The organism is Roseinatronobacter ekhonensis (genome assembly GCF_900499075.1).
GTDB lineage: Bacteria > Pseudomonadota > Alphaproteobacteria > Rhodobacterales > Rhodobacteraceae > Roseinatronobacter > Roseinatronobacter ekhonensis.
Genome location: NZ_UIHC01000009.1, coordinates 18,288 through 31,601 on the forward strand (window position 1 = coordinate 18,288; position 13,314 = coordinate 31,601).

A 13,314-nucleotide genomic window follows, 5' to 3' on the forward strand; every position below is an offset into this window, starting at 1 on the left:
ACGGATCAGGTCTGGCAGGCAGGCAGACTGCGCGTGAACCCGGCGATGTCGCGGCGTTTGGCTGCGTCGCGCAGGGGTGGCCAATCTGCGGCGACACCGCCCCAATTGCCCGAAGCGCCTGCAACAACCTTGTCACGCTCTACGGCCTGCGCCGCGATTCGGGCAGCACAGCGCAGATTTGTTGCACCATCATAAAGCCCCTTGGGATGCGACAGGTCGCAGCCATAATAGCGCGCCGAGGTGGGCCAGATTTGTAACAAGCCGCGATAGCGCCCGCCCGCGCCCGCAGCTTCGGGCCTCCATGTGCTTTCATAGAATGCCAGCCCGGAAAACAACCCGATCCAGAATGCCTTGCGTCCTCTGTCATCGGCCTGCGCATAGCCCGGACAAAACGCGTCGATATCCGCCGGAACTGTGTCTATCAACGCGCGGCCTTCCTTCCCGAGAGCGGTATATTGCGCAGCGGTCCAGCGCGCAGCCTCTGGCCGGTGGTCCCAGCGCGCGGCGATCTCCGGTGCGGTTTGGGTTGTTGCGGTGGTGCAACCAGCCATAAGGGCAAACGCCACGCATGTGGCAAGAACAGGAAAACGCATGTCAGGGGTCCGAGTGGCGAGGCCGATCATGGGGCCACACTGGCCTATTCGCAGGCCCGCGCTGATTCGACAATCTGCTCGCCGACATGGCGGCGGCGTTCCGCCGATAGCTCGGCAACACGAAAAGCACTTTCCCATTGCCCTGCATTTGCTCTAGAACGCTGCAAACTAGGCCTTACAGGAGCGCAGCCCATGCTTGACCTGACATACGAATCGCCGGCACCCAAGATTATTTCCGGCGCGACGGGCGACTGGGAACTGGTCATCGGGATGGAGATTCATGCGCAGGTCGCAAGTCAGGCCAAGCTGTTTTCCGGCGCGTCGACCCGCTTTGGCGCGGAACCCAATTCCAATGTGGCGTTTGTCGATGCCGCCATGCCGGGCATGCTGCCGGTGGTCAACGAATTCTGCATCGAACAGGCGGTGCGCACCGGGCTGGGGTTGAAAGCGCAGATCAACCTGTGGTCGGCCTTTGACCGCAAGAACTATTTCTACCCCGACCTGCCGCAGGGCTACCAGATCAGCCAGCTTTACCACCCGCTTGTGGGCGAGGGCGAGGTGCTGGTCGACATGGGCGCGGGCGTGGCACGGCTGGTGCGGATAGAACGCATCCATGTCGAGCAGGACGCGGGCAAATCCATCCATGACATGGACCCGAACATGTCTTTCGTGGACCTGAACCGCACGGGTGTGGCGCTGATGGAGATTGTCAGCCGCCCCGACATTCGCGGGCCAGAAGAAGCCGCCGCCTATGTCGGCAAACTTCGCCAGATATTGCGGTATCTGGGCACCTGTGACGGCAATATGCAAAACGGCAACCTGCGCGCGGATGTGAACGTGTCGGTCTGCCGCCCCGGTCAGTATGAGAAATATCAAGAAACGCAGGATTTCGGGCATCTGGGCACACGGTGCGAAATCAAGAACATGAACTCCATGCGGTTCATTCAAGCGGCCATCGACTACGAGGCCCGCCGCCAGATCGCCATTCTGGAGGATGGCGGCAGCATAGTTCAGGAAACGCGCCTGTATGATCCCGACAAGGGGGAAACGCGGTCCATGCGCTCCAAGGAGGAGGCGCATGATTACCGTTATTTCCCATGCCCCGACCTTCTGCCGCTGGAGATTGAACAGGCATGGGTCGATGGCATTGCCGCGACACTGCCCGAACTGCCCGACGCCAAGAAAGCCCGCTTCATGGCCGATTTCGGGCTGACGGATTACGACGCCTCTGTCCTGACCGCCGATCTGGCCGATGCGGCGTATTTCGAGACGGTGGTGGCAGATGCGGGCGATGGCAAACTGGCCGCAAATTGGGTCATCAACGAATTGTTCGGGCGCCTAAAAAAGGACGCGCGCGAGATTGGCGAAAGCCCCGTGTCTGCCAGCCAGTTGGCGGGTGTGATAAAGCTGATAAAATCGGGCGATATTTCCGGCAAGATCGCAAAAGACCTGTTCGAGATTGTCTATACCGAAGGCGGCGACCCCGCAGCGATTGTCGAGGAACGCGGCATGAAGCAGGTGACGGATACCGGCGCGATCGAACAGGCGGTGAATGAGATTATTGCCGCCAACCCCGCGCAGGTGGAAAAGGCCAAGCAGAACCCCAAACTGGCCGGTTGGTTTGTAGGGCAGGTCATGAAGGCCACGGGCGGCAAGGCCAACCCGGCCGCCGTGAACAAAATTGTCACACAAAAGCTATCAAGCTAACGTGAAGCAGGTGCCCGAGGGCGAAATGCTACACGGCGCGCTAGAATTTCACGCCGTCAATTGCGGAGAAGACTCATGCGATACCTGATTTCTGTTTTGTTTGTGTCCCTTTTGTCAGTATCAACCCCGGCGCTTGCCGATGACGCAAGGATCATTGTCGGGGCCGGAAGCCAGCTTGGTGTTGGCAGCGGCGAAGCCTCGTTTCGCTACATCGCGCCCGAACCGGTAGTGTGGGACCTGCATCCTGCCGTCGGCGTCTCTGTCGCGGGCAATGGGTCCGGCTGGGTGGGCGTCGGTGCTGCCCTGACACTCGGGCCCAACGCAGAGGGTCTGTTCCTGCGGATAACGTCGATGGCCGGGGCGTATCGGCAAGGAAATGGCCGCGACCTTGGTGGCGCGATACAGTTTCGCAACGCACTGGATATCGGGTATCGCTGGGATAATGGCGTCGAAGCCGGGATCGGCGCGGACCATCGTTCCAACGCGGGATTGAACACACCCAATAACGGCCTGAACACCGTATATGCGTTCGCATCTATACCGTTGAAGTAAACATCTCTACGAACTTGCCAGACAACCGGCGACGCAGCCCAAGGACACGAAGATGGACAATTATGAGTATCTTGTTGTGCCCGCCCCTCGCAAAGGGGCAAAGGTCAAGGGGCTGAAAACCCCAACTGACCGTTATGCGCATCAGATGACCTTGCTACTGAACGACCTTGCGGCTGAGGGTTGGGAATATTGGCGCGCCGACACCTTGGCCAGCGACGAACGCAAGGGGCTCACCGGGACAACACAGGTCAACCATGACCTGTTGATCTTTCGCCGCCTGTCTGCCGCAGCACTGGCCACACAAATGCCCGCGCAGCACCAGCAAGAGCAGAGCTATGAAGACGGGCATGATCCTCAGCAGGACTATAGCGCGCAGACACGGGCAGAACCTCAACTGGGCAGCCCCGACCGCTATTTTGAGGACCGTAGCCCGCGTCTGACCGAAACACGGCGCGATTAACTGTCAGCGCGACAGGCCCGCAGCCAGTGAGGGCTGGTCCAGCGCGGCAAACCCGTAATGGCGCAACCACCGCAAATCGGATTCGAAGAACGCCCGCAAATCTGGGATGCCATATTTCAGCATGGCGATCCGGTCGATCCCCATGCCGAACGCAAAGCCCTGCCATTGGTCAGGGTCTATGCCACCTGCGCGCAGCACATGCGGATGCACCATACCCGACCCAAGGATTTCCAGCCAGTCATTGCCTTCGCCCAGCTTTAGCTGACCATTGTCCCAAGAACAGCGGATATCCACCTCTGCCGACGGCTCGGTGAACGGAAAATGACTGGCCCGGAAGCGTAGCTCTACCTCGTCCAGCTCGAAAAAGGCGCGGCAGAATTCCTCCAGCGTCCATTTTAGCTGTGCCATCGAAATATCGCGGTCAATCGCCAACCCTTCGACCTGATGGAACATGGGCGTGTGGGTCTGGTCCATGTCCATACGGTAAACGCGCCCCGGCGCGATCACACGGATCGGTGCGCCCTGCGCCTGCATGGCGCGGATCTGGACGGGGCTGGTATGGGTGCGCAACACATGCGGCGGGCGGTCATCGCCCTCGGCGCGATGCATGAAGAAAGTATCATGCTCTTGCCGCGCAGGGTGTTCGGGCGCAATGTTCAGCGCGTCGAAGTTGAACCAATCCGATTCCACCTGCGGGCCTTCGGCGACGGCAAAGCCCATATCGGCGAAAATGGCGGTCAGTTCCTCCATCACCTGGCTGATCGGGTGGATGCTGCCCGTGGGTCGCGGGCGGCCCGGCAGGGTCACATCCAGCCATTCGGTTTTCAGACGGGCATCCAAAGCGGCATCTTCCAAAGCGGATTTGCGCGCTTTCAGCGCCGCATCGATCTCGGACTTCAGGCCGTTCAGCGCAGGGCCTGCCGCTTGGCGCTCTTCCGCGCTCATCTGGCCCAACTCCCGCATTTTAAGCGCGATCTCGCCCTTCTTGCCCAACGCAGCAAGGCGCACGCCCTCCAGCGCGGCGGCATCGGGTGCGGCCCCGATCTGCTCCAGATACTTCGCGCGCAGGTCTGAAATTCCGTCCATGGTCCACCCTTGGATTGGTGTTCTAGCCCCGTGGCAATAGGCAAAGCCGCCACGGGATGCAAGCGCGCTACAGGTCCAGAAGCGCGCGCGCGATGGTGAAATAGGTCAGCACGCCCAGGACATCTGCCAGCGACGCCACCAAGGGGCCCGCCGCCGCGGCCGGATCGCGACCCAACTTGTTAAAGACAAATGGCAGGCACATACCCAAAATCGCGCCCGCCAGAACGATCACGATCATGGCCGTGGCCACCACCAACGCAATTTCCGGCCCGCCGCGCCATATGCCGATGGCAGACACTGCTGCCGCCATCGTCAGGCCCAGGGCCAGTGCGATGATGAATTCGCGCCCCAGCAGGCGCCCGAAATCGGCGGGCCGGACATCGCCCGTGGCAAGGGCGCGCACCATCAGCGTGGCCGATTGCGTCCCCGCATTGCCCCCGGATGCGATCAAGAGCGGCAAAAAGAACAGAAGCGACAGATGCGCGGCAATGGTCGCTTCGAAATACGCTATGCCCGCGCCGGAAAAGATATTGCCGAAGACCAGCAACACCAGCCAGACGATCCGCGCTTTATAGAGCATCATGATCGTCGATTCCGCGACCGAGGTTTCAAGCGGACCGACGGTAGAGCCTTTGTGGAAATCCTCGGTGACTTCTTCTTCCGACACGTCCATCGCGTCATCGGCGGTCACGATGCCGACAAGCCGGTCATTGTTGTCCAGCACCGGCAATGCCAGCAGGTCGTAGCGGCTGACAAGGCGCGCGGCGTCTTCTTGTTCGTCGTCGGCACGAACCCAGACAGGTTCGGTATCCATCAGGTCGGCGACGCGCTGGCGCGGCCGCGCCGTCACGATGTCTTTCAGGCTGACCACGCCCAGCAGATTGCGCGCTTCGTCGACGATGTAGGCCGTGTAGATGGTTTCGGCGTCCAGCGCCTGCGTGCGCAGCGCCTCGATCGCTTGCGCGGCGGTCAATTCGGGGGCAAGCGTGGCATAGTCAGATGTCATGACCGATCCGACCGTCCACTCCTCATAAGACGCAAGCCGTCGCAAGTCCTCGCGCTCTGCCTTGGTCAAGGCGGGCAGAATCGCGTCCTGCGCTTCCTCGTCCAGTTGCTTGAACAGGTCGGCGCGCTCGTCATGGCTCATCGCGGTCATCAGCTTGGCCAGATCGCGCCGCGCGATACGGGTAGCCAGATCAACCTGCGCCCGCGGCCGCAAATAGCCGATGATTTCGGCCTGGTCATGCAGCGGCAACATGCGCATCACATCCAGATCGTCGCCCTCTGCCAGTTCTTCGAGCAGCGCGGCCGCGTCGGCAAGTTCCAGCGAGTCGACGAATTCGCCGACCACCGTCATCTGCCCTTCGCGCAACAGGCGCGTGACCTCAATGGCGATGAACGCCGCGTCAAACCCGCTCTCTGGGTCGGGGTCGAAGCGAAATTCTACAAGTGGTGTTTGGGCTGTCATCCGTGATCCCCTGCCCTGCGGCGAGCGGGGCGGCGTGCCGGGTTCAACCCGGTCAGCAGCCCGCGGCGCGCGCGGTGCGGTCGTGGCCCTGCGGGCCGTCTGCAATGTCGCGGGACAAAGGCTGCACCCGCCTAGAGCTACCGTCCATAATTGCCTTTGATGGTTGCGTCAGCCTGCAAGCATGACAAGGGTTCTGTAGGGTCATGCGGTGTCAGAGTCAAACTGTGTTGAGGTCTGACAACATCTCTCAGGTCAAGGATTTTCAGCTGTATTTGCGCGTATGCGGGGGCGGTCTACGCGCCGTCGTCATCCACCAGAGCAGCACTCGTCATTGTCCGGTTGCGACCGGACTGTTTAGCTTTGTAAAGCGCCCTGTCGCTCACTTTCATCAGCAGATCGAGCGTTCGTCCGTCTTGGGCAAAGCTGGCCACCCCGCAAGAGATGGTGACGGTGGGCAACGGCGCCCCCCCGGCCGAAAGTTGCAAGCCAGCAACCCGTTTGCGCAGGGTTTCAGCAATCTCCACCGCGGGGGCTACCGGTGTCTGGGTGCATAGCAGCGTGAATTCCTCGCCCCCCAAACGGCAGGGAAAGACCTGTTCGTTGCCAAGGGTTTGCATAAGCCCCGCCACCTCACGCAGGACCAGATCCCCCGCATCATGGCCAAACTGATCGTTGAACTGTTTGAAATGGTCGACATCAATCGCGATAAGCGACATATCGGTGCCTTCACGCTCTGCAATGGTCAATTCGCGCGTCGCCTGCTCGCCGAACCAGCGGCGGTTCCACAAACCCGTCAGCGGATCGCGCACCGAGCGTTCCTGCAATTCGTGTCGCAAACGCACATTCGCCACGGCAAGGCTGATTTGTTCAGCACAGATCAGCGAAATATCCCAGCGGTTGCTAAGAACCTCTGCACGCATATGGCGCATCATCCCGTCCTCTTCGAACCCGTCGAAAATGATGTGCATTAACCCTATGGTTTCGCCATGTGCGATGATCGGCAGGCAGAAATACGGCGTGTCCTTCTTGTGGACATGGTCACACGGAAACTGGATGGGTTTCAGCCCGAACGCATAGGCCCGCCCCCGACGCAGCGCCCAGCAATCATCGGGCAGGATATGTTCGGGAAATTCGGGGATTGTGCCCCAACTCGCCACCAGATCCAGCGTGGCACGTTGGGGTCCGTAAATATACAAGGCACCATCCGCTTCAGGGATCAGCGTGTGCATGGCGCGGCGGACCACCATCAGCAGTTCTTCAAAGGATTTTGCGGAATATAACCATTCGCTAGTCAGCGCCAGAAGCTGGCGTTCGGACTGGCGCATCGCCTCTGAGTGGCGCATCTCTTCATTCTGATCTTCCAGCGCCTTGCGCTCTGATATGTCGCGCATGGTCGAGATGAAATGCGTGTGCAGCCCCGCCGCGTCATAAACCGGCGTCACTTTCAGATCGACCCAGAACGGCGTCCCGTCGCGCATGTAGTTCAGGATATCCAGACGCACCTCGCGCCGCTGACTACAGGCAAGCGCAATAGCGCGCGCGGCGTCCGGGTCGGTATCCGGCCCCTGCAGCAGGCTGCCCGGTTCCTTGCCCTGAATATCGGCCAGCGCATACCCTGTTTGCGCCGAAAAGGCGGTATTGACCCAAAGTGCGGTCCGATCCGGCCCGCTGATGACAACCCCATCGGACGAATGCCGCGCCACCAGGGCCGCATAGAACCCCTCATCAAGGTCGTCACCACCCAAGCAATCTTTGGCACACATTCCCAACCTCATATCACGCGGGGGACAGCATCGCGCAGGCGGGTTAAGAATTCGTGAGCGCCGCGACAGGGCCACAAGCCGTGACATTATCGCCGCGGGGCGTTAGCTTGGACAAAAATCTGGGCACTGCCCGATTTGCCCCCGATACCCCGATGATTGGAGAGACTATGCGCGATTCCGTGACCGATTTGAAATCCCTGTTGAACGACCCCGGCCTGCTGGAAACCCGCGCCTTTGTCGCGGGCGACTGGATCGATGCGGATGATGCAGCAACTTTCGAGGTGACGAACCCTGCGCGCGGGGATGTGATTGCACAAGTCGCGGACCTGTCGCGTGTGGAAGTCGCGCGCGCCATCGACGCGGCAGAATCCGCACGCCACGCATGGTCTGCACGCACGGGCAAGGACCGCGCGGGCGTGTTGCGCAAAATGCATGATCTGATGATGCAACATGCCGATGATCTTGGCACGATCCTGACCGCTGAAATGGGCAAACCCTTTGCCGAAGCGCGCGGCGAGATCGGATACGGGGCCAGCTATTTCGAATGGTTCGCCGAAGAGGCCAAGCGCATTTACGGCGAAACCATCCCCGGCCACCAGCCCGACAAGCGGCTGACCGTGTTGAAGCAGCCTATCGGGGTGGCCGCTGCCATCACACCTTGGAACTTTCCCAACGCCATGATCGCGCGCAAGATCGCGCCCGCGCTTGCGGCGGGTTGCGGCTTTGTGGGGCGGCCGGCCTCGGAAACGCCGCTGTCGGCCCTGGCCATTGGCGTCATTGCAGAGCGCGCGGGCCTGCCCAAGGGGTTGATGTCAATCCTGCCTTCGTCACGCGCATCGGACATTGGCAAAGAGTTTTGCGAGAACCCCAAAGTGCGCAAGCTAAGCTTTACTGGCTCCACAGAGGTTGGGCGCATCCTGATGCGTCAAGCCGCCGATCAGGTCATGAAATGTTCGATGGAACTGGGCGGCAATGCCCCCTTCATCGTGTTCGATGATGCCGATCTGGAGGCCGCCGTCGCGGGTGCGGTGGCCTGCAAATTCCGCAATAACGGCCAGACCTGCGTTTGCGCGAACCGGTTCTATGTGCAGGATGGAATTTACGACGCTTTTGCAGAGAAGCTGGCAAACGCCGTGGCCGAATTGCGCGTTGGCGACGGGTTGGCCGATGATGTTCAACTTGGCCCGCTGATCCATGATGACGCGGTGGCCAAGGTCGAAACCCATGTCGATGATGTGCTGGCCAAGGGCGGCGCGGTGCTGACCGGCGGCGCGCGTCACAACATGGGCAGCAACTTCTACCAGCCCACGGTGTTGGCAGGCGTCACACAAGAGATGCGGATTGCAAAAGAGGAAACCTTCGGACCCGTCGCGCCATTGTTCCGCTTCAAGACCGAAGAAGAGGCGATTACCATGGCCAATGATACCATTTTCGGGCTGGCCAGCTATTTCTACAGCCGCGACATCGGTCGTGTGACGCGCGTGCAGGAGGCGCTGGAATATGGCGTGGTGGGTGTGAACACGGGCATTTTCTCGACCGAGGTGGCCCCGTTCGGCGGCGTCAAGCAATCGGGCATCGGGCGCGAAGGATCGCGCCACGGGATCGAGGATTACATGGAAATGAAATATGTGTGTCTGAGCGTCTAGTATCGCTTCCGGATACCAAAAAAGCCCCCGCAAATGCGGGGGCTTTCTTTTCGTCGAACCGCTTAGCAGCTGTAATACATCGTGTATTCAACCGGGTGCGGGGTGTGTTCGTAGGCGTAGACCTCTTCCCATTTCAGGTCCATGTAGGCCATGATCTGGTCCTTGGTGAATACGTCACCGGCCAGAAGGAAGTCGTGATCGGCAGCCAGGCTGTCCAGCGCCTCACGCAAGGATGCGCAAACCGTGGGAATGCCTTCCAGCTCTTCAGGCGGCAGATCATACAGGTCTTTGTCCGACGCGGGGCCCGGGTCGATCTTGTTCTTGATACCGTCAAGACCGGCCATCAACAGTGCCGCAAAGCACAGATACGGGTTCGACGACGGGTCGGGGAAGCGGGCCTCGACACGCTTTGCCTTGGGGCTTTCCGTCCACGGAATACGCACACAGCCCGACCGGTTACGGGCGGAATAGGCGCGCAACACCGGAGCTTCAAAACCCGGAATCAGGCGCTTGTAGCTGTTGGTCGACGGGTTGGTGAAGGCATTGAGCGTTTTGGCGTGCTTCAGGATACCACCGATGAAATACAGCGCTTCCTGGCTCAGGTCGGCGTATTTGTCGCCTGCGAACAGCGGCTTGCCATCTTTCCAGATCGACATGTTCACATGCATGCCGGTGCCGTTGTCGCCTTTGACGGGCTTGGGCATAAAGGTCGCGGTCTTGCCATAGGCATCGGCCACGTTCTTGATGACATACTTGTATTTCATCAATTCGTCGGCCTGCTTGGTCAGCGAACCAAAAATCAAGCCAAGCTCATGCTGCGCTGACGCCACCTCTGTGTGGTGCTTGTCGACCTTCATTCCCATGTCTTTCATGGTGGTCAGCATCTCAGACCGCATGTCCTGATTGGCATCGGTGGGGTTCATCGCAAAGTAATGACCCTTCACGCCCGGACGGTGGCCGCTATTGCCGTGCTCGTAGTCGGTGTCGGTGTTCCAGGCGGCTTCCTCGGCATCCACCTCATAGCCGACCTTGCTGATCGAATCCGAGAATTTGACACTGTCGAAAACAAAGAACTCGGCTTCCGGCCCGAAATAGGACGCATCGCCAATACCAGAGGCTTTCAGATATGCTTCAGCTTTCTGCGCCGTACCACGCGGGTCGCGCTCATAGGGCTCATTGGTGTCGGGCTCTACGATAGAGGCGTGAATTGCCAGCGTTTTCTCAGCGTAGAATGGATCAATATAGATGCTGTCGGTATCCAGAACCAGTTTCATGTCCGATGCCTCGATCCCCTTCCAGCCGGGAACCGAAGAGCCGTCAAACATGAAGCCCTCTTCCAGAAAATCCTCGTCAACCATATCGTTGATGATGGTGACATGCAGCATACGACCACGGGGGTCTACAAAACGGATGTCCAGATAGGCGACATCTTCGTCTTTCATCATCTTGAGAACGTCAGCAGCACTCATGTGTTTTCCCTTTGCTCTTGAACCGTGTGTTGGGGCTGTTGCAGGGGCGCCTTACAGCGCGTCGTCCCCGCTTTCGCCGGTGCGGATGCGGATCGCTTGCTCCACCGGCGAGACGAATATTTTGCCGTCACCGATCTTGTCAGTGCGCGCAGCGGCGATGATCGCCTCTACCGCGCTTTCGACCTGATCGTCGGGCAACACGACCTCTACTTTCACCTTTGGCAGAAAATCGACGACATACTCGGCACCCCGATATAACTCGGTGTGCCCTTTCTGACGGCCAAATCCCTTGACCTCCAGCACGGAAAGCCCCTGCACGCCAATGTCTTGCAGCGCCTCCTTTACCTCATCCAGCTTGAACGGCTTGATGACGGCTTCGATCTTTTTCATGCGGTTGGCCTCCTCAAGTGTCGCAGTTGCCCGCGATGGCTTGCCCCTGACAGATCATGTTCAGATATGGGCCACAATCTGATAAGGGTTTGAACGCGGTCAGGGCAATGCCAAAACAAGCGCCTGCGCACTTTTAATGTGCAGGCCGCTTATTATTTAGGCGTATTGATAATTCACGGTGCAGAAAAGTGACTGAAATTCTGACATCTGCCCAAATGCGCGCCGTTGAGATGGCGGCAATTGATTCTGGCACCGTTACAGGGCTGGCATTGATGGAACGGGCAGGCGCGGGTGTCGTCGCATCATTCCATACGAACTGGCCCGCGCTGAGAAGCGGAAGCGCCCGTATTTTATGCGGGCCGGGAAATAATGGCGGCGATGGCTTTGTCATTGCCCGCCTGCTGCACGCAAATGGCTGGCAGGTTCAGGTCGTGACCTTCGGGCACCCTGACCAGCTACCGCAGGATGCCCGTCACAATTTCAACCGGCTGGCGATGCCGGTGGCCGACGGTGCGACGACACCCCCGACACAGTTTGACGGTGACCTTTCAGTCGACGCCATGTTCGGCACGGGGCTGACACGCCCGATTTCTGACCCGGCCATGGCAAGCTGGCTGCACTGTCACGACCGCTTCTGCGCAGCGGGCGGCGCGGCGATTGCGGTCGATATTCCGTCGGGACTGGACGCAGATAGCGGGCGGGTGCTGCAAGGCTCCGCCTGCGCACGCTCGGGCCTGACGGTGACGTTTCACCGGGCCAAACCGGGGCACTATCTGGCAGATGGGCCGGAATTCTGCGGCACGCTTCATATTGTGGGGATCGGGCTTTGACCGCGCGGCTGATTGACCCGGATTGGCTGCCCGACCTGCGCAAACCACGGATTGCGCATAAGTATTCGCATGGTCACGCCCTGATACTTTCGGGCGGGCCGGGCAAGGGCGGAGCGGCGCGACTGGCCGCGCGTGCCGCGCTGCGCATCGGCGCGGGCGCGGTGACGCTGCTATGCCCACCCGCGGCCTTGGCCGAAAACGCGGCGCGGCTGGATGCGATCATGTTGGACACCTGCGCGCATGCCGCGGCGTTGCGCGAGCAACTGGCGGACAAGCGAGTTCGCGTGGTGCTGTTGGGGCCCGCGCTTGGGTTGGCCCAAGATCAGGCCGATCTGGTCGGCGCGGCGCTGGCTGGCGCATCGGAATGCGGCGTCGTGCTGGATGCCGATGCGATCACCCATCTGGCCCGCGACCCAATCCTGAAAGCCGCTTTGCACACGGGCTGCGTGCTGACCCCCCATGCGGGTGAATTCGCACGGCTCTGCCCCGACATCGCTGCGCGCTTGGACGCTCCGGCCCAAGCCGGCCCGGCGTATTCAAAGCTGGATGCCACGCGCGACGCGGCACGCGCGCTGGGTTGCACAATTGTCTTCAAGGGCCCCGATACCGTCATTGCCACCCCCGACGGACAGGTTGCGCTGCACGCCGCCTGCTACGACCGCGCGGCGCCCTGGCTGGCCACAGCAGGGTCTGGCGATGTGCTGGCGGGGATGATTTGCGGATTGCTCGCGCGCGGGTACACACCGTTCGATGCGGCCTGCTGGGGGGCGTGGCTCCATGCGGACTGTGCCCTGGCCTTCGGGCCGGGACTGACCGCTGACGATTTGCCGGACATGCTGCCGCGCGTTCTGGCGCAGCTTATTGCGCGGCTGGAATGATGGCCGTCGCGCCATCGACATCCAGACAGACGGTTGTGTCGAACTGCAAATGATACAACATCGCGCCGCGTGGCTGGCCGCGCCGGATTGCGGTACCATCGACCATGCGCGCGGCGGGGCATGCGGCGGCTTGTCCAAAGATGACCTGTGCGCGCCAGTCATCGCTGCCCAAAACCTGAGCGGCGCCGACCACCAGTGGCGCGCGACCCTTGCGGCGTATCCGAATGACGAATGCCCCATCAACCCGGCTTTGGCGCACGCCCCGCAATTCATGCAGGTTGCCTGCTTTGTCCAACACCAGATCGCCCGCCATCAGGCGTTCGACCGGCTGCCAGCCCATCAGCGTTCGCACGCGCACCGCGCGGCCAAACCCTGTCGGTTCCAGTGCGCCCGGTCGAGGGGCGGATGTGCGAAGGGCGCGCAACGGGGGCGCAAGCGAAATGGTTGTCATGTCTCAATCCTCTGATCGTAG

13 protein-coding genes are annotated in these 13,314 nt (G+C 60.6%); 6 read left to right on the forward strand and 7 right to left on the reverse strand.

From position 1 onward, the window contains the following. Window positions 1-5: 5 nt before the first annotated feature. Window positions 6-593: a lytic transglycosylase domain-containing protein gene (locus tag ROE7235_RS06215; RefSeq protein WP_147434175.1), complete on the reverse strand. Its 588-nt coding sequence runs from the start codon at window positions 591-593 to the stop codon at window positions 6-8. A 192-nt stretch (window positions 594-785) separates the two neighbouring features. Here ROE7235_RS06215 and gatB point away from each other — a divergent pair, with 192 nt between their 5' ends. The 3 genes from gatB to ROE7235_RS06230 all read left to right on the forward strand — a co-directional run bounded on the left by gatB (window position 786) and on the right by ROE7235_RS06230 (window position 3,312). After that, the gene (gene gatB, locus ROE7235_RS06220) at window positions 786-2,300 is read left to right on the forward strand and encodes an Asp-tRNA(Asn)/Glu-tRNA(Gln) amidotransferase subunit GatB (RefSeq protein ID WP_121093811.1); all 1,515 of its coding nucleotides are present in this window, start codon (window positions 786-788) and stop codon (window positions 2,298-2,300) included. 75 nt (window positions 2,301-2,375) lie between these two features. Continuing rightward, window positions 2,376-2,852: an acyloxyacyl hydrolase gene (locus ROE7235_RS06225; RefSeq protein ID WP_121093812.1), complete on the forward strand. Its 477-nt coding sequence runs from the start codon at window positions 2,376-2,378 to the stop codon at window positions 2,850-2,852. A 52-nt stretch (window positions 2,853-2,904) separates the two neighbouring features. Continuing rightward, window positions 2,905-3,312 carry a DUF4177 domain-containing protein gene (locus ROE7235_RS06230; protein ID WP_183073348.1) on the forward strand — a complete coding sequence of 136 codons (408 nt, stop codon included), beginning with the start codon at window positions 2,905-2,907 and terminating at the stop codon, window positions 3,310-3,312. A 3-nt stretch (window positions 3,313-3,315) separates the two neighbouring features. Here the strand turns inward: ROE7235_RS06230 and pheS are convergent, their stop codons facing one another. From pheS to ROE7235_RS06245, 3 genes are all read right to left on the reverse strand, one after another. Next, window positions 3,316-4,389: a phenylalanine--tRNA ligase subunit alpha gene (gene pheS / locus ROE7235_RS06235; protein WP_442476004.1), complete on the reverse strand. Its 1,074-nt coding sequence runs from the start codon at window positions 4,387-4,389 to the stop codon at window positions 3,316-3,318. Between the two features lie 76 nt (window positions 4,390-4,465). Next, window positions 4,466-5,866 carry a magnesium transporter gene (gene mgtE / locus ROE7235_RS06240; protein WP_121093814.1) on the reverse strand — a complete coding sequence of 467 codons (1,401 nt, stop codon included), beginning with the start codon at window positions 5,864-5,866 and terminating at the stop codon, window positions 4,466-4,468. Window positions 5,867-6,159: 293 nt separating this feature from the next. Next, a complete protein-coding gene (locus tag ROE7235_RS06245; RefSeq protein ID WP_183073350.1) occupies window positions 6,160-7,629 on the reverse strand; it encodes a sensor domain-containing diguanylate cyclase in 1,470 nt (489 codons plus the stop codon). Between the two features lie 167 nt (window positions 7,630-7,796). Between ROE7235_RS06245 and ROE7235_RS06250 the strand changes: the two genes are divergently transcribed. Then, the gene (locus tag ROE7235_RS06250) at window positions 7,797-9,275 is read left to right on the forward strand and encodes an NAD-dependent succinate-semialdehyde dehydrogenase (RefSeq protein WP_121093816.1); all 1,479 of its coding nucleotides are present in this window, start codon (window positions 7,797-7,799) and stop codon (window positions 9,273-9,275) included. 62 nt (window positions 9,276-9,337) lie between these two features. Here the strand turns inward: ROE7235_RS06250 and glnA are convergent, their stop codons facing one another. Together glnA and ROE7235_RS06260 are read right to left on the reverse strand one after the other, a co-directional pair. Then, a complete protein-coding gene (glnA, locus tag ROE7235_RS06255) occupies window positions 9,338-10,744 on the reverse strand; it encodes a type I glutamate--ammonia ligase (RefSeq protein WP_121093817.1) in 1,407 nt (468 codons plus the stop codon). 51 nt (window positions 10,745-10,795) lie between these two features. Next, window positions 10,796-11,134: a P-II family nitrogen regulator gene (locus ROE7235_RS06260; RefSeq protein WP_121093818.1), complete on the reverse strand. Its 339-nt coding sequence runs from the start codon at window positions 11,132-11,134 to the stop codon at window positions 10,796-10,798. A gap of 230 nt (window positions 11,135-11,364) precedes the next feature. Between ROE7235_RS06260 and ROE7235_RS20865 the strand changes: the two genes are divergently transcribed. Further along, window positions 11,365-11,964, forward strand: a complete 600-nt coding sequence (locus ROE7235_RS20865; RefSeq protein ID WP_306418857.1) for an NAD(P)H-hydrate epimerase — start codon at window positions 11,365-11,367, stop codon at window positions 11,962-11,964. Beyond that, the gene (locus ROE7235_RS20870; RefSeq protein ID WP_306418858.1) at window positions 11,961-12,842 is read left to right on the forward strand and encodes an NAD(P)H-hydrate dehydratase; all 882 of its coding nucleotides are present in this window, start codon (window positions 11,961-11,963) and stop codon (window positions 12,840-12,842) included. The genes ROE7235_RS20865 and ROE7235_RS20870 overlap by 4 nt, the downstream gene beginning before the upstream one ends. On the opposite strand, the gene ROE7235_RS06270 is transcribed toward ROE7235_RS20870, so the two are convergent. Further along, the gene (locus ROE7235_RS06270) at window positions 12,823-13,293 is read right to left on the reverse strand and encodes a Hint domain-containing protein (RefSeq protein WP_121093819.1); all 471 of its coding nucleotides are present in this window, start codon (window positions 13,291-13,293) and stop codon (window positions 12,823-12,825) included. The genes ROE7235_RS20870 and ROE7235_RS06270 overlap by 20 nt on opposite strands. Window positions 13,294-13,314: the final 21 nt, after the last annotated feature.